Source organism: Methylobacterium carpenticola, from assembly GCF_042748905.1.
Taxonomy (GTDB): Bacteria; Pseudomonadota; Alphaproteobacteria; order Rhizobiales; family Beijerinckiaceae; genus Methylobacterium; species Methylobacterium carpenticola.
Genome location: NZ_JBHZEO010000001.1, coordinates 5,412,636 through 5,432,491 on the forward strand (window position 1 = coordinate 5,412,636; position 19,856 = coordinate 5,432,491).

A 19,856-nucleotide genomic window follows, 5' to 3' on the forward strand; every position below is an offset into this window, starting at 1 on the left:
GCCCGCCGCTCCATGTCGGCGCAAGATGTGTTGTGCTCAATCTTTCGGGAAGGAGCCTGGCCGGCCGCAGTATCTTCCGCTGCGGAAAACCCCTAAGCTGCGGCGGGCGGGGCAGGGGGCTGTTCATAAGGGGCGGGTCATGGGGCCGGTCACCGGGTTCGACGTCGCGGTCATCGGACTCGCCCTCGTCGTGGTGCTGACCATCGCGCTCGGCGTGCGGATCGTGCCGCAGGGCTTCGTCCACACGGTGGAGCGGTTCGGGCGGTTCCAGCGCACGCTCACGGCCGGGCTCGGGCTCATCATCCCCTATGTCGAGCGGATCGGGCGGCGGGTGAACGTCATGGAGCAGGTGCTCGACGTGCCGAGCCAGGAGGCCTTCACCCGCGACAATGCCGGGGTGCGCATCGACGCGGTCGCCTTCTACCAGGTGCTCGACCCGGCCCGCGCCTCCTACGAGGTCTCGAACCTCGAACTCGCCCTCCTGACCCTGACGATGACGAACATCCGCACCGTCGTCGGCTCGATGGACCTCGACCAGCTCCTGTCCCATCGCGACGAGATCAACGAGCGGCTGCTGCGGGTGATGGACGCCGCCGCCTCGCCCTGGGGCGTGAAGGTCACCCGCATCGAGATCAAGGATATCCTGCCCCCCGCCGACCTCGCCGGCGCCATGGCCCGGCAGATGAAGGCGGAGCGCGAGAAGCGCGCCTCGGTGCTGGAGGCGGAGGGCCAGCGCCAGGCCGAGGTGCTGCGCGCGGACGGGCGCAAGGCCGCCGTCATCCTGGAGGCCGAGGGACGGCGCGAGGCCGCCTTCCGCGACGCCGAGGCCCGCGAGCGCCTGGCGGAGGCCGAGGCGCGGGCGACCACGCTGATCAGCGAGGCGATCGCCCGCGGCGACCTCGCGGCCGCGAACTTCCTCGTCGCCGAGAAATACGTCGAGGCGGTGCGGGCGCTCGCCACCGCGCCGAACCAGCGCGTCGTCGTGGTGCCGATCGAGGCGGCGGCGCTCGCCGGCACCCTCGGGGGCATCGCGGAGATCACCCGCAGCGTGTTCGGGGAGGGGGCCCCGCCCGCGAAAGGCTCCGGCCGGCCGCCCGCCGCCGGGACCCCGCCGCCGCGGAGCTGAAACCGATGCTCGCGGATCTCCTCACGGCGATCGGCCCGGCCTGGGGCTGGATCCTGTTCGGCCTCGTCCTGATGGTGGGCGAACTCGTCCTGCCGGGCGTCTTCCTGGTCTGGCTCGGGCTCGGCGCGCTCCTCACCGGCGTCGCGACGGGGCTCGCCGGAGCGCCCTGGCAGGCGCAGGTGCTCGTGTTCGCGCTCCTCTCGGGAGGCACTCTGCTCGTCGGCCACCACCTGTCCCGGGCGCGACCCGACGCGCTCAACCGGCGCGGGCCGGACCTCGTCGGCCGGGTCACGGCGCTCGATGCCGCCATCGAGGGCGGGATCGGGCGCATCCGCGTCGATGATTCGGTCTGGCGCGTCACCGGCCCGGACCTCCCGGCCGGCGCCCGCGTGCGCGTCACCGGTCTCGACGGCGCCACCTTGATCGTCGAGGCGGCCTGACCGGCTTTCACGACCCCGCCCTCACTCCTCCCGCTTCACCGCGGCCCAGGCCTCCTCCATGGCGGCGAGGCCGGCCTCGGGGAGGCTCCGCCCGCCCGCCCGGACCCGGACCTCCATCGCCTCGAACCGGCGCCGGAACTTCTCGTTCGCCCGCCGCAGGGCCTCCTCGGGATCCACCCGCGCGTGGCGGGCGAGGTTGGCCACCGAGAACAGCAGGTCGCCGATCTCCTCGGCCACCGCCTCCGCGTCGCCGGCCGCCAGGGCATCGGCCACCTCCTCGGTCTCCTCGCGCACCTTGGCGACGACCTGCGCCGCATCCGGCCAGTCGAAGCCGACCGCCGCGGCCTTGGTCGAGATCTTCTCCGCCCGGGTGAGGGCGGGCAGCGCCAGGGGCACGCCCGCGAGCGTCCCGGCGGGCTCGCCCTTGCGGGCCCGCTCCTGCGCCTTGATCACCGCCCATTGCGCCTTGACCGCCTCCGGATCGAGGTCGCGGGCCTCGCCGAAGATGTGGGGATGGCGGCGCACCATCTTGTCGGCGATGGCGGCCGCCACGTCGTCGAACCGGAAAGCACCCGCCTCCTCGGCGAGCCGCGCCTGGAACACCACCTGGAACAGCAGGTCGCCGAGTTCGTCCCGCAGATCCTCCATGTCGCGGCGGTCCACCGCGTCCGCGACCTCGTAGGCCTCCTCGATCGTGTAGGGCACGATCGAGGAGAAATCCTGCTTGAGGTCCCATGGACAGCCGGTCTCCGGGTCGCGCAGGCGCGCCATGATGGCGAGGAGCCGCTCGATCGGGGTGCTGCTCATTGTGATGGGCGCTCGACGATTGCCGCGCCGCCCCTGCGCGGCGCCCCCCGCTCATAGAGCGCGGCTCCCCGGAGAGGAAGGAACCCGGCGATGCCGGCTTCCTGCTCCCCGTTTCGGAATATTCCCAAGCGGGAAGCAGGACGGGCGGCGCCCGTCCCCATGACTCAACGGCATACCTTCGTTCTTCAAAACGAACCGATCATCGGGCCTATACGAAGCCCTATCGGGCTATGGAGTTCAGAGAGTCAGTTCTGTGAATTATATGGAGGGCCAGATCCTGCTGCACCGACAAGGACTTGAGCCATGTCCAGGCATGCAACTCTGCGTGGATCCGCATGGGACTCTGCGGGGATGCGCATGGGACTCTGCGCGGATTTCGCCGCCGGTCGCATCGGATTCTGCGCGGTCGCGCATCGGATTCTGCGCCCGGGCTGGGCCAAATGCCTCGGAATCCCACAGCTTTTCGGACGCCCGGGCGTATCGGACTCTGCGCGGCCGCGCGCTGGCGCCGTCCGGGCGTATCGAACTCTGCGCGGGGCCGCCCGTCCTGCACCGCCCGTCCCCCGCTCATCGACCGCCGGGAGGGGGCCTCTCCCCAGGGTCGTCCCCAGCCCCGTCCCGGGTTTCTCCCCAGGCGCTCCACCGATCGGCCCGCCCGGCGGGTCCCCGCATCCGGCGGCTTACGGGACCGGCCACGGGATCATCGGCGGGAATCCCGCGGTCGGAATCGTGGGGACGACTCGCGGGAATCTTGGGATAACCTCGGCCCACCCCGGGATTCCCGGGAGCGGAATCGGTCATGACGGTTTGAACCGGTGCGGCGCGGCCGCGGACGGGACGAGCTGTTTTCGGAAAGCCATGGGCATCGAGGCCAAGATCGCGGCGATCCACGACGAGGACCTCCGGGCGGAACTCGAAGCCGCGCGGGGCAGCTTCCTGTTCGCGGTCATCGTCGAGACCATCGCCCACCGGCAGGCCCAGCGCGACGCCGAGCGGCAGGAGGCCTCGCGCACGGCCGAGGCCCGCGCCGGCATGGGCCGCGACCAGCGCCGCCGCGACGCGATCCGGGCGGTGATCGAGACCGAGCCGGTCGGGCCTGAGAACATCCAGCACATCCACTCGGTGCTGGCCCTGTGCGGCCTGCCCTACCGCGATCCCGGCGAGACCCGGGAGTTCTTCCGCGAGTACGGCCGCAACACCCTCAGCATCCTGGCCGGCCGCATCAAGAACCCGGCCACCGGCCAGATGGAGCTGCAGGGCCTGCCCTACGGCCCCAAGGCCCGGCTCGTGCTCCTGCACCTCTGCACCGAGGCGGTGCGCCAGCGCAGCCCCACCATCGAGGTCGCCGACAGCCTCTCGGGCTTCATGCGCGAGATGGGCTTCGCGGTGACCGGGGGCGAGCGCGGCACCATCCGGCAGTTCAAGGAGCAGCTCAATCGTCTCGCCGCCTGCACGCTGCAGATCGGCCTGTGGGACGGGCAGTCGCGCTCCTCGACCCTGACCATGCCGCCCTTCCGCAAGCTCGATCTCTGGCGCGTGGAGGGACAGGGCGGCGTCGCGTGGTCCAAGACCGTGCAATTCCACCAGGATTTCTACGACAATCTCGTCAAGCACGCCCTCCCGGTGGACATCCGGGCCGCGCGGGCCTTCTCGGGCTCGGCGCGCAAGCTCGACCTGCTGTTCTGGGTCGGCTACCGCCTGCGCGCCCTGCAGCGGCCGCTGCGCCTGTCCTGGGACAACCTCCACCAGCAGTTCGGGGCCGACAACGCCTCCCTGCGCAGCTTCCGCCAGGCCTTCAAGGCCGACCTCGCCCATCTGTGCGAGGTGTTTCCGAAGCTGCCGATCAGCCTCGACGAGACCGGCATGCAGCTCCTTCCGGCCGATCCGAGCCTGCTGCTCGTGCCGCCCAAGCCCGCCCGGAAGAAGGCCGCGGGCTGACGCGGCGGGCTTGCGGGCCGGCGACCGCGGGCGACAGGGTGCGGGACGCTCCCGCATCCGAAGGGCCCGGCCATGCTCGATCCCCGCATCTCCCTGATCACCCTCGGCGTCGCCGACGTGGCCCGCTCCACCGCGTTCTACGAGGCCCTCGGCTGGACCCGCTCGGCGGCCTCCACGCCGCAGATCACCTTCATCGGGCTCAAGGGCGTCGTGCTCGCCCTGTTTTCGCGCGCGTCCCTCGCCGAGGATGCCGGCGTCGCGGATGCGGGCCGCGCGCCGGAGACCTTCCCGGGCATGACGCTCGCGCACAACCTCGCCGGCGAGGCGGAGGTGGACGCGGCCTATGCCGTCGCGGTGTCGCGGGGCGCCCGGGCGGTGAAGCCGCCGCAGCGGGTCTTCTGGGGCGGCTATTCCGGCTACGTCGCGGATCCGGACGGCTACCTCTGGGAACTGGCCTTCAACCCCCTGGCGCCCCTCGATGCGGACGGGCACATGACCCTGCCGGGCTGAGGCCGGGGACCGGCGCCCCTTCCCGGAAAATTCCCTCTGAGAGTTGGAAATCCGGCCTCTTCCCGGCTTGCGGATTGCGGCCAACCGGCAATATTCCTTGCGAGGTATCGAGGCATCGGAATATTCTGAGAGGGCGTCATGTTCCTGTCGGAGGCGGAAGCGGAGGCCCGGCTGGAGGAGCTGCGGCGCCAGCGCGCGGCGCTCGACCGCGCCATCGCGGAGCACGAACTCTATCTCGAACTCGGCCGCCGGCTGAAGACCCCGGCTCCGGCTCCGGCTCCGGTGCAGGCCGCCGCCGCCCCGGCGCGGCCCGAGCCGGAGCCCTCCGCGCCCGCCGCCGGGCGGGCGGAGGGCCGCCGGGTCATCGAGGCGGCCTTCGCGGTGCTCGCCGCCGCGGGGCGGCCGATGCACGCGGCGGAGATCTGGGAGGCGGTCGCCGCCCGCGGGGTGACCCTGCCGGGCCACGATCCCGTCGCGGCCCTCAACACCCGCCTGTGGAAGCGCGCGCAGGGAGACACCCCCCTGCGGCGGCTCGGCGACGCGGTCTATGCCCTCGACGGGACCGGATAGCCGGGGCCGGCTCATACGGTTTCCGGATGATCGCTTCGCGATGCGGAAACCGGCCTCGCTCAGGCGCCGCGCGGGCTCGTGATACGGTTTCCGAAAGTGATCTTCCGGAAACCGTATCAGCCCGCGAACCGCGTCCAGTGCTGCGCATGCACCGTGCTGATGATGCCGGAGGCCCAGACCAGCCGGCGGTCCGGCATCAGCGGGGCGTTGTGGCTCTCCAGATGGTAGCTGCCCCGCCGCGAGCCGCGCAGGATCTTCTTCAGGAAGCGGTTGCCGTCCGCGGTCGCCACCGCCGCGTAGCAGCCGATCAGCCGGTCCGGGCTCTGGCCGGCCTGCGCGCACAGCACGATGTCGTCGGGCTCGTATTTCGGGTGCATCGAGGCGCCCGCCACCCGGAACGCGATGGTCCCCGGCGGCACCGCGAAGGGCACCGTGACCTCGAACAGGTTGCCGCTCGGATCCGGCTGCTCGTCGCCGGTGGCGATCAGCCCGCCCGCGCTGATCACCCCCCGTACGCCCACCACCGGGGCGCCGTCCGCCGCCGGGTCGCTCGCCTCGTCGTCGCCGAACAGCAGGCCCTTGGCCGTCACCTGCACCCCGTCCCGCCGGAAGCGCTCGGCGTAGCGCTCCGCGTCGTCCTGGCCGATGGTGCGGGTGCCGGCCTCGTGCGCCCGGTAGGTGCTCTCCGGCCAGGCATTGCGCAGGGCCGCGTCGCGGGCGGAGCGGTAGCCCGCGGCGAGGCGGGCGAGCCGCAGCCGCTCGCCCTGGTCGGTCCGGATCCGGCTCTCGCGCATGGTGTCCACAACCTCGACGGCGAAATCGCTACTTGGCGTGTTGATCATCGTCATTACATCATGTAGCTATTCGGGGTGCAAGCGGCCGCTCTGCACGTGCCGCGCGGCTTCCTCTACGGCAGGAGTTCTTGATGATCCGCCGCCGATCCGCGGCGCGCGTCTCCGCATGCGCTGCTCCGACCGTCCTCTCCGGTCCGCCGCATCCGTCCCGGGCTTCCGCCGCGGGCCGTTCGCCGCTCGGCGGTCTTGCGTTGGCGGACCACCGCGTCGTCCGCTTCGGTTCCGGCTGTGTCGCAGGTTCCTGTCGCAAAACCGATGGCCACTGTCGCGAAACCTGCTTAGAGCGGCGCCCGATCGCGGCGCCATCGGGCGCCGCTCTCAGTCCGTGTCGTGACGCGCTCCCGCCCGCCGAACCGGTGTCCATGTCGGCGGGGAGTGCTCCGGGGAGCGGCCATGAAGGCAGCGCTGATCGTGCTCTGGACCGTGGCCGCGGGCGTGGTCCTGTTCCTCATCGTGCGGCGGCGGATCGACGAGGCGATCCGGGAGATGAAGCGGATCGCCGCCGAGCAGCCGGAGGACCGGCAGGACGGCCCGCCGCCGCCCTGAGCCGCGCGCTCCGGCGCGAGCCGGCCCGGCGCGAGCCGGCCGGGAGGCGGCCGTGAGCGGCCCCGCGGGCAGGAAGCGCCGCATCGCCCGGCGGCGGCGCGAGGCGCTGGCCCATGACCGCCCGCCCGCCGCGCGGCCGAAGGCGGTCCGGCGGCGGCGCTCCCGGCCCGCGCGCATCCGCGTGGCGCCGGACCGGGTCTGGCTCGTCGCCCGCACCCGTCCGCGCTGGTCCGCCCGCGCCGCGCGGGAGCTGGCCGGGGCGGACCTGCCGACCTTCGAGGCGCGCGAGGAGGTCGAGCGCGTGGAGCCGAACGGCCGCCGCCGCACGGTGCAGGCGCCGCTCCTGCGCCGCCTGATCTTCGTGGGCGTGCGCGACGACGCGGAGCTGGCGCGCGTCGAGGCCCATCCGGGGATCGAGCGGGTGCTGTTCCGCGACGGCCGCGCCGTGGTGATCCCGCCCGCCATGCTCCAGGCCTTCGCGGATGCGCTCACCGGCCATGCGGGGGAGGGTGGGGACGAGGCGGTGGAGCGGGTCCTCTTCGCCCTCGGCGATGCCGTGCGGGTGACCGCGGGGCCGCTCGCCGACCGGCCCGGCATCGTCGAGGCCGTCGATCCGCGCCGCCGCCGCTACCGGGTGGCGGTGGCCCTGTTCGGCGGCGCCACGCCGGTCGATCTCGGCGAGGACCAGATCGAGCAAGCGCCGGAGCCCTCCGCCGTCAAACCGCCACGATGACCACAGGACGGCGGCGCGGGCGGCGCCGCGCCGCCGCAGGCGGTGGGGCAGGCCCGCATCGTAGGCGGCGCAGTCGCCCGGGCCGAGAACCAGCAGCCGGTCCGCTACCGCGAGGTCGACCGCCCCCTCCAGCACGGAGACGATCTCCTGCCCCCCTGCGTCTGCCCCCATGCGTCGGCAGGTCGTGGGTGAGGACGGCCTCGCCCGGCTCGACGCGGGAGAGCGCCGCCGCGCGGCCGGCGCCGCCGGGCGCCAGGGCCTGCACCGCGTAGGCCGCGTCCCGGGCGCCCGCGAGATCGGCTGGGCGCCGGTCGACCCGACCCCGGCCGGGCGGGAGGGGCCGCTGCGGCCCCTCGACGGCGTGCCCGTACTGCACGGGCATGGCGACACCTTCGCGATCCCGCCCGGCGCGGTGCGCCTCGCCGGCACGGCGCTCTGCGCGAACCAAGCCTTCGCGATCGGCCGCCACGCCCTCGGGGTCCAGTCCACCCGGAGGCGGATGGGCGCGGCTTCGAGAGCTGGCTGATCGGCCACGCGGCGGAGATCGCCGCGACGCCGGGCCTCTCCCGGGCGGTCCCGCGCGCGGAGGCCGAGCGGTTCGGACCGGCGGCGGGGGAGGCCGGCCGGGGCTGCCTCGCCGAATGGCTCGCGGGGCTCGCGGCGGCGTGACGGCCCTGGCGATCCGCGCGGATGCTGGTCGGGCGCTGCGCGCCGCTCGATCCGGCCGGGCCGCAGGGCGGGGCGCCCCGGAGCGGGATCGCCAAGGCGCCGGTCTCCGGCCCGGTCGCGATCGGGCCGCTCGGCCTCGCCGGCGACGAGCAGGCCGACCGGCGCCGTCACGGCGGCCCCGGGAAGGCGGTGCATCACTACGCCCTCGATCATTACGCCGCGTGGTCCCGCGGTTTGCCGGGGCCGCCGACGGTGCTCGCGCGGCCCGGCGCCTTCGGGGAGAACCTGTCCACCCGCGGCCTCACCGAGTCGGATGTCTGCGTCGGCGACCTCTGGCGGGCCGGGCGGCGCGCCGGCTGGAGCGCGGGGCCGTGGAGGACGGGACGCCCCGCCTCGACGGCGGGTGAATCCATTTCATCAAAAAGAACATTTGACGAACAAAACGGGATCGCGTATCAAGAGCGCAGGTAATCCAGGTCTGCGGCCCGCCCTTGAGGAATGTGGCCGCTCGACTGCCCCGCCGCGGATCCGTCCGCCCGGGGATGTGTCCCTGGACCCGGCCCACGGCATCACCGAGGCGACGGGAGGCTCGTGCCCTCCGGGCGCCCGGCCCACCTCCGCGGCAGCGCATGACACGCGAATCCATCGACTGGGCGGCGATCGAGGCCGCGTGGCGGGCCGGCCTGTCCGCCCGCGCCGCGGCGCGGCGCTTCGGCCTCACCCACGGCGCCGTGCTGGCCCGGGCGCGCCGGGAGGGGTGGGAGCGGGACGCGTCCCCGGCCGATCCACCCGATCCGCCCGATCCCACGCCCGAGCGCGTGGTGGCGGCTCATCGCCTCGTGATCGAGCAGGGCCAGATCCTGACCCAGCGCCTGCTGGAGGAGGTGCTGGCCGCCTCCGCCCGGATCGACGCGCTCGCGGCCGAGGCCGCCGGCGACGAGGCCGGCCGGCTCGCCGCCCATGCGCGGGCCGGCACCCTGCCGAGGCGGATCGCGGCCCTGCGCGACCTCGCCCAGGCCGCCCGCCTCTGGATCGCCCTCGAACGCCAGGCTTGGGGCCTCAAGGATGGGGGCCTGAAGGACGCACCGGGTGACGACACGCCGCGCCTCGACCTCGACGCCGCCCTCTCCGCCCTCGCCCCCGAGGAACGGGCCCAGCTCCGCCGCATCGCCGAGATCGTTTCTGGCCGACCCGCCGGCCCTGCTGCGGGCCCTTGACCGGGTCGAGAGCGAGGAGAGCCTCGTGGGCTTCCTGCGCCGGGCCTGGCCATCGGTCGAGCCCGGCACCCCCTACATCCACGGCTGGCCCATCGAGGCGATCTGCGAACACCTGGAGGCGGTCACCCGGGGGGAGATCACCCGGCTCCTCATCAACGTGCCGCCCGGCCTCTCGAAGAGCCTCTGCGTCGGCGTGTTCTGGCCGGCCTGGGAATGGGGGCCGCGCAACCGGCCGGCCCTGCGCACGCTCGCGGTCTCCCACCGGCAGGCGCTCGCCATCCGCGACAACCTGCGCACCCGACGCCTCGTCACTTCCGACTGGTACGCCGGCCTCTGGGGCGACCGCGTCCGGCTGAGCCGCGACCAGAACCGCAAGCAGCGCTTCGAGACCTCCGCCGCCGGTTTCCGCGAGGCCCTGGCGGCGGGCGCCATCACGGGGGCCCGCGGCGACCGGGTCGTCCTCGACGATCCGCTCTCCGCCGAGGACGCCAATTCCGAGCGGGTGCGCGAGACCGTCGCCCGCTGGTTCCTCGAATCCGTGCCGACCCGCCTCAGCGATCCCGCCCGCTCGGCCATCGTGGTGATCATGCAGCGCCTGCACGAGCGCGACCTCTCCGGCCTCATCCTGGCGAAGGGGCTCGGCTACGAGCATCTCTGCCTGCCGATGGAGTTCGAGCCCGGCCGCCGCTGCGTCACCGGGATCGGCTTCGCCGATCCGCGCCGGGAGGCGGGCGAGTTGCTCTTCCCGGCCCGCTTCCCGCGGGCGGTGGTGGAGCGCGACAAGGCCGTGATGGGCGCCTATGCGAGCGCCGGCCAGTTCCAGCAGCGCCCGGCCCCCCGCGAGGGCGGGCTGTTCAAGCGCCACTGGTTCACGCGGGTGCGGGCGCTGCCGGCCGGCTGCCGGCTCGTGCGGGCCTGGGACCTCGCCGGCAGCCTGCCGCGGCCCGGCCGTGCCCCCGCCTACACGGCGGGGGTGAAGCTCGCCCGCACCCCCGACGGGCGGTTCGTCGTGGCGGATGTCCGCCGCGAGCGGCTCTCGCCGGGCGGGGTGGTGCGCCTGATCCTCGCCACCGCCGCCGAGGACGGGCCCGCGTGCCGCATCGCCCTGCCGCAGGATCCGGGCCAGGCCGGCAAGGCCCAGGCCGAGGACCTGATCCGGCAGCTCGCCGGCTACGACGCCCGCGCCAGCCCGGAGAGCGGCGACAAGCTCACCCGCGCGGCGCCGGTCTCGGCGCAGGGGGAGGCGGGCAACCTCCTGCTCCTCGACGGGCCCTGGAACGCCGCCTTCCTCGACGAGCTCGCCGCCTTCCCGAACGGCGCCTTCCTCGATCAGGTCGACGCCCTCTCGCGCGCCTTCTGGACCCTGAACGGGCCGCGCCGCGCCTACGGCATGCTGGGAGTTGTCTGAATGTGGCTCGCCGACCGCCTCGCCAACCTGCTCACCGGCCTCGGGGGCCCGCGGGACAAGGGGGCGGGCGCCCTCCACGTCCACGTGCCACGGCCGCGCCACGAGCTCGACGCCGCCTACCGGGACAACTGGCTCGCCCGCAAGATCGTGGACGTGGTGCCCTTCGACATGCTGCGCGAGTGGCGCCAGTGGCAGGCCCCGCCCGAGGCGGTCGCCGCCATCGAGGCCGCCGAGACGCGCCTGCGCCTGCGCGAGGTGCTGCTGCGGGCCCTGCGCCTCGCGCGCCTGCATGGCGGCGCCGCGATCCTGATCGGCGACGGCGCCCCGGACCCCGCCGCCCCGCTCCGGCCCGAGGCGCTCCCCGCCGGGGGCCTGCGCTACCTCCACGCCCTCGGCCGCGACGCCGTCGCCCCCGGCGCCGTCGAGCGCGACCCGCTCTCGCCCTGGTTCGGCGAGCCCGCCGCCTACACCCTGGCGGGGGGCCAGCCGGTGCATCCCTCGCGGGTCGTCCGCCTGATCGGCGCCCCCGTGCCCGAGGAGGCGGGGGGCGACGCCTTCGGCGACAGCGTGCTGCAGGCGCTCCTGGAGGCGATCGACCAAGCGACCTCGGCGGCTGCCCACATCGCCGCCATGCTGCCCGAGGCCAAGCAGGACGTGATCTCGGTGCCGGGCCTGTCCCAGGCGCTCGCCACCGAGGAGGGCACGCGGCGCCTCACCGAGCGCTTCGGCTACGCGGCCGCGATGAAGTCGATGTTCGGGATGCTGCTCCTCGAAGGCGACGGCCGCTCGCCGGAGGGGGAGCGCTACCAGCAGAAGCAGCTCGACTTCGCGGGGCTGCCCGAGGTGGCCCGGCTCTTCCTCCAGACGGCGGCCGGCGCCGCCGACATCCCGGTGACGCGCCTGCTCGGCCAGTCGCCGGCCGGGCTCGACGCCACGGGCGATGCCGACCTGCGCAACTACTACGACCATGTCGCCGCCCGGCAGGCGGTCGAACTCACCCCGGCGCTCGCCCGCCTCGACGCGCTCCTCCTGCGCCACGCCCTCGGCCGCCCGGCTCCCGAGATCTGGTACGCGTGGCGCCCGCTCCTCCAGACCTCCGAGCGCGACCGGGCCGAGATCGGCCGCCTGCGCGCCGAGACCGCGGCCCTGCTCGCCCGCGAGACCCTGGTTCCCCGCGAGGTCCTCGCCGCCGGCGTCGAGGGCTGGCTCGTCAACGCCGAGCTCTTTCCCGGCATCGAGGCCGCCTACCGGCGCGCGGCGCCGGCCGGGCCGCGCTGACGCGGGCCAAGCCCCGCGCGCGACCGTCACGGCCAACCTCTTTCCGGACCCGTTCGGGCCTGCACGTTCGGGCCTGCGCGACTGAAGCGTCAGCGGAAGGAGATCCGGGAAAGGAGTGGCTGGGTCCTGGAGAACACGCTTCCAAATCCCGCCGACCACGAGGGAATTCCATGCAGATCTTCGACACTTTGAGCCTCGGCCCCCCGGCCGGGATCGCCGACGCGCGGGCGCTGCGCAGCGGCGCCCTGGTGGTGCAGGCCCGCGCGGCCCGCGCCGGCAACGTCCAGCTCTACCAGGGCTCCGAACTGGAGCGGCCGGAGCGCGGGACCGTCCGGGTCTACCGCGACCCCGAGGAGATCTTCCGGGCGGAGTCGCTGGCGAGCTTCGGCCACAAGCCCGTCACCCTCGGCCACCCGCCCGAGGCGGTGACGCCCCGCACCTGGCGCGGGGTCGCCCGCGGCCATGTCGGCGGCGAGGTGCTGCGCGACGGCGAGTTCGTCCGCATCCCGCTGCTGCTCGCCGATGCCGAGGCCATCGCGGCCGTGCAGGGCGGGCGCCGGGAGATCTCGGTCGGCTATACCTGCGACCTCGACTGGACCCCCGGCACCGCGCCGGACGGCAGCCCCTACGACGCCCGCCAGACCGGCGTGACCGTCGATCACGTCGCCATCGTGGAGCACGGCCGCGCAGGGCCCGATTGCCGCATCGGCGACGAGGCGGATCTGCGCCACCGGCTCGCCGACGCGGTCGCCCACGCGCTGCGCGCCGAGGCCGAGACCGCCCGCCTCGCCGCCGTCCTGGCCGAGCGGGAGCGCGAGGTCGCGGCCCTGCGCGGGCCGGGCGCCCTCGACGCGCTGGCGGGCGCCCGCGCCGACCTGATCGCCGAGGCCCGCCGGCTCCTCGGCGACGCCTTCGATCCCGCCGGCCTCGAGACCGCCGTGATCCGCCGGGCCGCCGTCGCCGCCCGCCTCGGCGAGGCCGCCGCCCGCATGGGCGAGGCCGAGATCGACGGCGCCTTCCGGGCGCTCCTGGCGGCCGGGTCCGACCGCACGGCCGCGCCCGATCCGCTGCGCACGGCGCTCGCGCGCCCCGCCGACGCCCTCACCCCCGCGGCGGCCCACGCCGCCATGGTCGAGACCCTCCGCACCGCCTGGAGACACGGAGTTCGCTGATGCCCGTCCAGACCACCTATTCCGGCCGCGCGGCCGCCGCCTACGAGGGCATGGTCGCCTTCGAGGAGCCGAGCCTCACGATCAGCCGCATCGTCGAGACCGCCGCCGGCATCGGCTTCGGCAAGCCCGCCTTCCAGGGCACCCGCGACGAGGGCATCGCCGCCTCGGGCAGCACCTTCCGCGGGGTGACGCTCGCGGACCGCAACGTGGCGCCCCGCAACGGCGGCGACCTGTTCGCCCAGGGCGACACCGCCCCGGTGATGATCAACGGGACGGTCTGGGTCGTGGTGTCGGGCGCGGTCGCGGCCGGCAACCCCGCCTACCTCACCGCGGCCGGCGCCTTCACGGCCAGCGCCACCAACAACACCCCGATCCCCAACGCGCGCTTCGATTCCTCGGCCGCTTCCGGCGGCCTGGCGCGCCTGCGCCTGAACTGAAGGACCGGCCCATGACCCGCACCCTCGTCACCGACGCGCCGCGCGCGCTCGCCTTCCTGGTGAGCCAGCAGGCCTTCATCGAGCCCACCGTCTACCGCACGCAGTATCCGGCCATCCGCTATCCGCGCCTGATCCCGGTCGACACCGCGGCGCCCGAATGGGTGCCCACCGTCACCTACTTCTCCGCCGACCGGGTGGGGCAGGCGGGCTGGCTGCACGGGGCCGCCGACGACGTGCCCAAGGCCGAGGTGCTGCGCCGCCAGACCGAGACCGCCGTCGCCATGGCGGGCATCGGCTACGGCTACGACCTGGAGGAACTCGGCAAGGCCCAGCTCATGGGCCTCGCCCTCGGCACCGAGAAGGCCGACGCCGCCCGCCTCGCCTCGGAGGAGTTCATCGATCAGGTCGCCCTCTACGGCGACGCGGCCAAGGGCTTCTCGGGCCTGCTCAACCATCCGGCGGTGACCACCGGCACCGCCGCGGCCACCGGCACCGGCAGCAGCTCCGCATGGTCCGCCAAGACCGCCGAGCAGATCCTCGCCGACGTCAACGGGCAGCTCACCGGGCTCTTCACCGCCTCGGCCACCGTCGAGATGGCCGACACCCTGCTCCTGCCCTACGACCAGATGCTCGCCATCGGCCTGCGCCGCATCGATCCCACGAGCCCGATCACCATCCTCGACTGGATCCGGCGCCACAACGTCTACACGCTGGAGACCGGCCAGGACCTCACCGTCTTCGGCGTGCGCTCCCTCGAGACCGCGGGGACGGGCGGCTCCGCCCGGATGGTCGCCTACCGGCGCGACCCCGCGGTGCTGAAGCTGTGGCTGCCGATGCCGTTCCGGTTCTTCCCCGCGTGGCAGACCGGGCCCTGGCGCTTCGAGGTGCCGGGCGCCTTCCGCCTCGGCGGCCTCGACATCCGCCGCCCCGGCGCCTTCCGCTACCTCGACGGGATCTGAACCATGGTGCAGGTGACGAACCGCGCGCCCGGACCCCGGCTGTTCTGGGTGCGGGGCGAGGGGACGCCCCGCCGCCTCGGCCCCGGCGAGAGCGCCGACCTCGACCTCCTCGACCGCGACGACCCGCTGCTGCGGGCCTGGGAGGCGGCGGGCGAGGTCGCGATCGCCGAGATGCCGGCTTCGCGGCGCCCGCGCGGGCGGGACCGCGGGCCGGAGGAGCGCTGAGATGGCGGAGCCTCAAGGCCCCGCTCCGGCGGATTTCCGGGCCCGCTTCCCCGCCTTCGCGGCGGTGCCCGACGCCGCGGTGGCGGGCGCCCTCGCGGAGGCGCTGGCCCGGGTCGACGCGACCTGGGCCCCGGGCGAGCGCGACCTCGCCCGCATGCTCTACGCGGCGCATGTCCTCACCCTCGACGGGTTCGGCGGCCCCGAGGGCGACTGGCTGCGGGCGGGGAGCCCGCAGGTGCTGCGCAGCGGCTCCCTCCACGTCGAGCGCCGCGCCGGCGGCGCGGTCCCCGGCACCGATTGTCCCGGCACCCTCGGCCAGACCTCCTACGGGCGGCGCTTCCACGAGGCGCTGCTGCGCAACAGCCCCGGCATCGGGGTGGTGTGATGGCGAGCGATCCCCTCGCGGCCCTCCTCGCCGCCGCCGCTCCCCTCTGCGGGAACGGCACCCTGCACCGCGCCCGGACCGAGGGCGGTTTCGCGGATGTTGCCATCCGCTGCCGCACCGAGGCCCTGCGGGAGGGCGCCGAGGCGCCGGGCCTGCCCGGCCGGCGTATCACCCTGATCGTGCTGCTGAGCGGCCTCGATCCCGGCCCGACGGCCGAGGACGAGGTCACGGTGCCGGAGGGCCGCTGGCGGATCGTGGCCGTCGAGCGCGATCCCGCCGGCAGCCACGTCCTCGTGCAGGGGAGGCCCGCGTGACGGGTCTCCCCCGTCTCGCCGCCCGCCTCGCCGCCCTGCGGCGGGCGGGGCGGCGCCGGGCCCGCGCCCGCCTCGATGCGGCCGCGCGGGCGATCGCCGCGGACCTGCCCGCCGATGCCGCCGCCACGGTGACGGAGACCCCCGCCGGGGCCGCCGTCACCGTCGAGGCCCCCGGTCTCGTCGTCCGGGAATTCGGCACCGCCGCCACCCCCGCCCGGCCCGTCCTCGGACCGGCCCTCGACCGCCTGCGGGCGCCAGACCGCCTGCGGGCGCCAGACCGCCTGCGGGCGGGATTTCCCGATCCGGAGCCCTGACATGGCGAGCCTCGATCTCGGCGAGCCCATCGGCCACGCGGTGATGGCCCGCCTCGCCGCCGACCCGGCCCTCGCCGCCCTGATCCACGGCCGCGTGCGCGACTACGTGCGGGCGGCCGAGGACTGGCCCTTCCTGCGCCAGGGGCCGGCCTCCTGGCACGCCGTCCTGCGCTTCACCGCCGTCGCCACCGCCTGACCCCCGAAGGATCCCGACCCCATGACCGAAGCCGCCACGCTGCCCTTCTCCGGCGTCTCCGTGAAGCTGGAGAGCCCGACCCAGGCCGGCACCTTCGAGGCGCCCGTCGGGCTCACCGAGCGCTCCGTCTCCTTCAGCAAGGAGACGAACAGCGTCGCCATCCCGGATTCCGTCAACGAGGATCTCGCCCCCTTCGTCGCCCGCGACGTCGTCTCGAAATCGGTCTCGATCGCCGGCAAGGGCGTGATGGCCCGCCAGAGCCTCGGCCGCTGGCGGGCCGCCTTCGAGGCGGATGCCCCCGTGCGCACCCGCGTCACCGTGGCGGGAACCGCCGCCGAGAGCGGCGGGCACTGGGAGGGGCTGTTCCACCTCACCGGCTTCGAGGTCGGGGCGATCCGCGGCGAGCGCTGCACCGTCACGGTCGCCCTGCAATCGAGCGGCCCGGTGCCGTTCACGGCCGCCGCCTGAGGCGCCCCCGTGAGCCGCGACGGCCACGTCGATCTCGCGCTGGGCGGCGCCGTCCGGCGCTTCCGCCTCGCGATCGGCGATCTCGAAGCCCTGCAGGAGGCGACCGGTCTCGGCCCCGCCGACCTGCTGCACCGCCTCCATGCCGGGCGCGCCTACGGCTTCCGCGACCTCTGCGCCCTGCTGCGCCTCGCCCTGATCGGCGGCGGCACGCCGCCCGGCGAGGCCCACGCCCACGACCTCGACGGCCTGCCCTGCCTCACCCTCATCGCCACCGCGACGCTCGTGCTGGCGGCGGGGCTGGAGGGCGCCGAGGACGAGCGGGTCGGGCGCTGGACGCGGCCCGGCCCCGCCCGGCCGGACGGCCGCATGGCCTTCGCGCCCTTCTACGAGGCCGCCGCCGCCATGGGCCTTCCGGTGGCCGACCTCAGGGCGATGAGCCTCTGGCAGTTCGCCGCCTACCTCGACGGCTTCAACCGGATGCACGGGCCCGAGCCGATGAGTGCCGAGGAGGAGGACGCCCTCTGGGCCTGGATCCGGGCCGAGACCGCGGGAGCGCCGCATGCCGACCGAGCTTGACCGTCTCGTCGTCTCCCTGGAGGCCAATCTCGGCGCCTACGAGCGCGAACTCGCCCGCGCGGCGCCCCTGGCCGAGCAGGCCCTCGGCCGGACCGAGCGCAGCGTCGCGGCGGGCGCCGCCCGGATGCAGGCCGCGCTCGCCCGGGCCGGAGAGGGCGTGCGCGGCGAGATCCTGCGGATCGCGAGCCCGGCGGGGGCTGGCCCGCAGGCCGCTCTCCCGCCGGCCGCCGCGGCGCCGGCCTCCGCCCCGGCGAAACCCGCCGCGGAGGACGACTTTTCCGCCGAGGCCGCCCGGCTGACCAAGCGCACCGGCCTCCTCAGGGTCGAGGCCGAGACGCTCGGCCAGTCCGAGGGCGCCGCCGCCCGGGCCGAGGCCGCCTTCCGGCTCCTCGCGGCCGCCAAGGCGGCGGACCTCGCCGTCACCCCGCAGCTCAGCGCCGAGATCGAGCGGGTCGCGACGGCCTACGGGGCGGCGGCCGAGCAGGTCGCCACCGCCGAGCGCGCGCAGCGCGCCTTCCAGCTGGCCTCGCGGGATTTCGGCGCGGCCCTCTCCGAGGGGTTGAAGGGCGCGATCCTCAACGGCGAGCGGCTCGGCGCGGTGCTCTCCCGCCTCGCCACGTCGCTGGCGGCGCGGAGCATCGACCGCACCGTCGAGGGCTTCTTCGGCAAGGGCGGGACGGGCAGCGACCTGCTGGGACAAGCTTTCGGGGCGCTCGGCCTCGACCTCAACCCGACCGGCCGCGCCGAGGGCGGGCCGGTGCATCCGGGCGTCGCCTACACGGTGGGCGAGCGGGGCCGCGAGACCTTCGTCCCGCTCCAGCCCGGCCGCATCGTCCCGGCCGCCCGCGGCGCCGCCCCGCCGGCGGCGCCGCGGCCGATCCAGGTCTCGGTCTCGATCGCCACGCCCGACGCGCCGAGCTTCGCGCGCTCGGAGGCGCAGATCACCGCCGCCCTCGCCCGGGCGGTGCAGCGCGGCCTGCGCGGAGCCTGAGATGCCCGCTTCCTTCCACGAGGTGCGCTTCCCGCTCGCGCTCTCCTACGGCTCGCGCGGCGGGCCCGAGCGGCGCACCGAGATCGTCACGCTGGGCTCCGGCGACGAGGAGCGCAACGCCCTCTGGCGCCACTCGCGGCGCGCCTACAATGCCGGGCCGGCCCTGCGCCGGGCCGAGGACATCGCCCTGCTGCTCGCCTTCTTCGAGGAGCGCCGCGGGCCGCTCTACGGCTTCCGCTGGCGCGACACCTTCGATCACGCCTCCTGCGCCCTGGGCCGGCAGCCCGCCGCCACCGACCAGCCGATCGGCACCGGCGACGGCAGCACCACCGTGTTCCAACTCGCCAAGACCTACGGGGCCGCCTTCGCCCCCTACGTCCGGCCGATCGTCAAGCCGGTCGCCGGCTCGGTGCGCGTGGCCGTCAACGGCGCCGAACTGCCGGCCTCCGGCTTCACCGTCGATCCGACCACCGGCCGCGTCACCCTGGCCACGGCCCCCGCCGCGGGCGCGGCCGTCACCGCTGGCTTCCTGTTCGACGTGCCGGTGCGCTTCGCCACCGACCGCATCGAGATCGACCACCAGGCCGTGCTCGCCGGCGTGCTCGCCGACATCCCGATCCTGGAACTGCGCCGATGAGGACCCTGCCGCCCGCCCTCGCGCAGAGCCTCGCGAGCGGGGTCACCACCCTGTGCCGCTGCTGGATCCTCACCCGCACGGACGGGCTGCGGCTGGGCTTCACCGACCATGACGAGGACGTGCCCTGCGACGGCGTCACCTGCGCGGCCGAGACCGGCGCCACCGGCACGGCCATCGAGCAGGGGGCCGGCCTCGCGGTCGACAGCCTGGAGATCATGGGCGCGCTCACCAGCGGGCGGCTCGCGGAAGGCGAGCTGGCCCGCGGGCTCTACGACGGGGCGGCGGTGGCGGTGTGGTGGGTCGACTGGTCGGCGCCCGCCAATGCGGTTCTCATGCTCTCCGGTCACCTCGGCGAGGTCTCGCGCGGCAGCACCGGCTTCACGGCGGAGGTGCGGGGCCTCGCCGACCGCCTCGGCCAGCCGACCGGGCGGCTCTACCAGCGCTCCTGCGACGCCCTGTTCGGGGATGCCCGCTGCGGCATCGACGCGGCCGGGCCGGCCTATCGCGGCACCGGCCACGTCACCGCCGTGCGCTCGGCCCGCGCCCTGGTGGCGTCCGGGCTGGCGGCCTACCGCGGCGACTGGTTCAGCGCCGGCCGTCTCGTCTGGACCTCGGGTGCCAATGCCGGGGCGGTGGTCGAGGTGCGTGCCCATCTGCGTGCGGCGGCCGGGGCGCTGCTCGACCTATGGGAGCCGATGCCGGCGCCGATCACCATGGGCGACGCGTTCACGGTGACGGCCGGCTGCGACAAGGCCTTCGCGAGCTGCCGGGCCAAGTTCGACAACGGGCTCAACTTCCGCGGCTTCCCGGACCTGCCGGGCAACGATTATGCGGTGTCCTCCGGCCGCGAGGAGGCCGGCAACGACGGTGGGCGCATCCGGTAGGCGCGCGCCCGCGGGTGAGGCCGCTACGGATGGGAGCGGTCCTTCTGGCTGTACCGGCCGAGAATCATCGCGCCGTCCAACTCGCGCGTCCTCGCCTCCAGAGTGTTGCCGGAATACCGCCCTGGCCGACGAACGGCGCCGTGACGCGACCCTGCCCAAGTCTTCATGACGGAATGGGCCCGATACCTGTGGGGGGAGGAGA

27 protein-coding genes and 1 pseudogene are annotated in these 19,856 nt (G+C 74.8%); 25 read left to right on the plus strand and 3 right to left on the minus strand.

The genetic code is table 11. From position 1 onward, the window contains the following. Positions 1 to 139: 139 nt before the first annotated feature. Positions 140 to 1,126, plus strand: a complete 987-nt coding sequence (locus ACE101_RS25115) for an SPFH domain-containing protein (protein WP_379135531.1) — start codon at positions 140 to 142, stop codon at positions 1,124 to 1,126. Between the two features lie 5 nt (positions 1,127 to 1,131). Continuing rightward, positions 1,132 to 1,566: an NfeD family protein gene (locus ACE101_RS25120; protein WP_379135533.1), complete on the plus strand. Its 435-nt coding sequence runs from the start codon at positions 1,132 to 1,134 to the stop codon at positions 1,564 to 1,566. A gap of 21 nt (positions 1,567 to 1,587) precedes the next feature. On the opposite strand, the gene mazG is transcribed toward ACE101_RS25120, so the two are convergent. Then, entirely contained in the window at positions 1,588 to 2,373 is a 786-nt protein-coding gene (mazG, locus tag ACE101_RS25125) for a nucleoside triphosphate pyrophosphohydrolase (protein WP_379135535.1), read from the minus strand. An 858-nt stretch (positions 2,374 to 3,231) separates the two neighbouring features. Between mazG and ACE101_RS25130 the strand changes: the two genes are divergently transcribed. From ACE101_RS25130 to ACE101_RS25140, 3 genes are all read left to right on the plus strand, one after another. Continuing rightward, positions 3,232 to 4,311, plus strand: a complete 1,080-nt coding sequence (locus tag ACE101_RS25130) for a replication protein RepA (RefSeq protein WP_379135538.1) — start codon at positions 3,232 to 3,234, stop codon at positions 4,309 to 4,311. Between the two features lie 72 nt (positions 4,312 to 4,383). Beyond that, complete coding sequence (locus ACE101_RS25135) at positions 4,384 to 4,821, plus strand: VOC family protein (protein WP_379135540.1); 438 nt, start codon at positions 4,384 to 4,386, stop codon at positions 4,819 to 4,821. 138 nt (positions 4,822 to 4,959) lie between these two features. Continuing rightward, complete coding sequence (locus tag ACE101_RS25140; protein WP_379135543.1) at positions 4,960 to 5,391, plus strand: HTH domain-containing protein; 432 nt, start codon at positions 4,960 to 4,962, stop codon at positions 5,389 to 5,391. 116 nt (positions 5,392 to 5,507) lie between these two features. Here ACE101_RS25140 and ACE101_RS25145 read toward each other — a convergent pair whose 3' ends face one another. Next, positions 5,508 to 6,233: a LexA family transcriptional regulator gene (locus tag ACE101_RS25145; protein WP_379135546.1), complete on the minus strand. Its 726-nt coding sequence runs from the start codon at positions 6,231 to 6,233 to the stop codon at positions 5,508 to 5,510. A 405-nt stretch (positions 6,234 to 6,638) separates the two neighbouring features. On the opposite strand from ACE101_RS25145, the gene ACE101_RS25150 reads away from it, so the two are divergent. Together ACE101_RS25150 and nusG are read left to right on the plus strand one after the other, a co-directional pair. Beyond that, positions 6,639 to 6,791 carry a hypothetical protein gene (locus ACE101_RS25150; protein ID WP_379135548.1) on the plus strand — a complete coding sequence of 51 codons (153 nt, stop codon included), beginning with the start codon at positions 6,639 to 6,641 and terminating at the stop codon, positions 6,789 to 6,791. A gap of 52 nt (positions 6,792 to 6,843) precedes the next feature. Further along, complete coding sequence (gene nusG / locus ACE101_RS25155) at positions 6,844 to 7,524, plus strand: transcription termination/antitermination protein NusG (RefSeq protein ID WP_379135551.1); 681 nt, start codon at positions 6,844 to 6,846, stop codon at positions 7,522 to 7,524. Between the two features lie 12 nt (positions 7,525 to 7,536). Here the strand turns inward: nusG and ACE101_RS25160 are convergent. Further along, positions 7,537 to 7,695, minus strand: a pseudogene (locus tag ACE101_RS25160) (cupin domain-containing protein); the annotation flags it as partial. Here ACE101_RS25160 and ACE101_RS25165 point away from each other — a divergent pair. From ACE101_RS25165 to ACE101_RS25250, 18 genes are all read left to right on the plus strand, one after another. Beyond that, positions 7,694 to 8,050: a type 1 glutamine amidotransferase family protein gene (locus ACE101_RS25165; RefSeq protein ID WP_379135553.1), complete on the plus strand. Its 357-nt coding sequence runs from the start codon at positions 7,694 to 7,696 to the stop codon at positions 8,048 to 8,050. The pseudogene ACE101_RS25160 and the gene ACE101_RS25165 overlap by 2 nt on opposite strands. Positions 8,051 to 8,214: 164 nt before the next feature. Then, positions 8,215 to 8,664, plus strand: coding sequence for an MOSC domain-containing protein (locus ACE101_RS25170; protein ID WP_379135556.1), 450 nt, complete (start codon positions 8,215 to 8,217; stop codon positions 8,662 to 8,664). A gap of 158 nt (positions 8,665 to 8,822) precedes the next feature. Then, on the plus strand, positions 8,823 to 9,410 hold the full coding sequence (locus tag ACE101_RS25175) for a hypothetical protein (protein ID WP_379135558.1): 588 nt from the start codon (positions 8,823 to 8,825) through the stop codon (positions 9,408 to 9,410). Positions 9,411 to 9,435: 25 nt separating this feature from the next. Next, positions 9,436 to 10,818: a phage terminase large subunit gene (terL, locus tag ACE101_RS25180; RefSeq protein ID WP_379135561.1), complete on the plus strand. Its 1,383-nt coding sequence runs from the start codon at positions 9,436 to 9,438 to the stop codon at positions 10,816 to 10,818. Then, positions 10,819 to 12,096, plus strand: coding sequence for a DUF1073 domain-containing protein (locus tag ACE101_RS25185; RefSeq protein WP_379135563.1), 1,278 nt, complete (start codon positions 10,819 to 10,821; stop codon positions 12,094 to 12,096). A 170-nt stretch (positions 12,097 to 12,266) separates the two neighbouring features. Beyond that, positions 12,267 to 13,268, plus strand: a complete 1,002-nt coding sequence (locus tag ACE101_RS25190; RefSeq protein WP_379135566.1) for a DUF2213 domain-containing protein — start codon at positions 12,267 to 12,269, stop codon at positions 13,266 to 13,268. Continuing rightward, positions 13,268 to 13,705, plus strand: a complete 438-nt coding sequence (locus ACE101_RS25195; RefSeq protein ID WP_379135569.1) for a structural cement protein Gp24 — start codon at positions 13,268 to 13,270, stop codon at positions 13,703 to 13,705. The genes ACE101_RS25190 and ACE101_RS25195 overlap by 1 nt, the downstream gene beginning before the upstream one ends. An 11-nt stretch (positions 13,706 to 13,716) precedes the next feature. Further along, positions 13,717 to 14,664 (plus strand): DUF2184 domain-containing protein, encoded by a 948-nt coding sequence (locus tag ACE101_RS25200; RefSeq protein WP_379135571.1) that lies wholly within the window; start codon positions 13,717 to 13,719, stop codon positions 14,662 to 14,664. 3 nt (positions 14,665 to 14,667) lie between these two features. Then, on the plus strand, positions 14,668 to 14,889 hold the full coding sequence (locus tag ACE101_RS25205; protein WP_379135574.1) for a hypothetical protein: 222 nt from the start codon (positions 14,668 to 14,670) through the stop codon (positions 14,887 to 14,889). 1 nt (position 14,890) lies between these two features. Beyond that, entirely contained in the window at positions 14,891 to 15,274 is a 384-nt protein-coding gene (locus ACE101_RS25210) for a DUF4054 domain-containing protein (RefSeq protein WP_379135576.1), read from the plus strand. Further along, positions 15,274 to 15,588, plus strand: coding sequence for a hypothetical protein (locus ACE101_RS25215; RefSeq protein ID WP_379135578.1), 315 nt, complete (start codon positions 15,274 to 15,276; stop codon positions 15,586 to 15,588). The genes ACE101_RS25210 and ACE101_RS25215 overlap by 1 nt, the downstream gene beginning before the upstream one ends. Continuing rightward, complete coding sequence (locus ACE101_RS25220; protein ID WP_379135580.1) at positions 15,585 to 15,902, plus strand: hypothetical protein; 318 nt, start codon at positions 15,585 to 15,587, stop codon at positions 15,900 to 15,902. Before ACE101_RS25215 ends, ACE101_RS25220 begins: the two co-directional genes overlap by 4 nt. Position 15,903: 1 nt before the next feature. Next, positions 15,904 to 16,098: a tail completion protein gp17 gene (gene gp17, locus ACE101_RS25225; protein ID WP_379135583.1), complete on the plus strand. Its 195-nt coding sequence runs from the start codon at positions 15,904 to 15,906 to the stop codon at positions 16,096 to 16,098. Between the two features lie 21 nt (positions 16,099 to 16,119). Next, positions 16,120 to 16,566, plus strand: a complete 447-nt coding sequence (locus tag ACE101_RS25230; RefSeq protein ID WP_379135586.1) for a phage tail tube protein — start codon at positions 16,120 to 16,122, stop codon at positions 16,564 to 16,566. Between the two features lie 9 nt (positions 16,567 to 16,575). Beyond that, on the plus strand, positions 16,576 to 17,142 hold the full coding sequence (locus ACE101_RS25235; protein WP_379135589.1) for a gene transfer agent family protein: 567 nt from the start codon (positions 16,576 to 16,578) through the stop codon (positions 17,140 to 17,142). After that, complete coding sequence (locus ACE101_RS25240; protein WP_379135592.1) at positions 17,126 to 18,133, plus strand: hypothetical protein; 1,008 nt, start codon at positions 17,126 to 17,128, stop codon at positions 18,131 to 18,133. Before ACE101_RS25235 ends, ACE101_RS25240 begins: the two co-directional genes overlap by 17 nt. Position 18,134: 1 nt before the next feature. Then, positions 18,135 to 18,770: a phage distal tail protein, Rcc01695 family gene (locus tag ACE101_RS25245; protein WP_379135594.1), complete on the plus strand. Its 636-nt coding sequence runs from the start codon at positions 18,135 to 18,137 to the stop codon at positions 18,768 to 18,770. Further along, positions 18,767 to 19,654, plus strand: coding sequence for a phage/gene transfer agent baseplate hub protein (locus ACE101_RS25250; RefSeq protein WP_379135596.1), 888 nt, complete (start codon positions 18,767 to 18,769; stop codon positions 19,652 to 19,654). The genes ACE101_RS25245 and ACE101_RS25250 overlap by 4 nt, the downstream gene beginning before the upstream one ends. Positions 19,655 to 19,856: the final 202 nt, after the last annotated feature.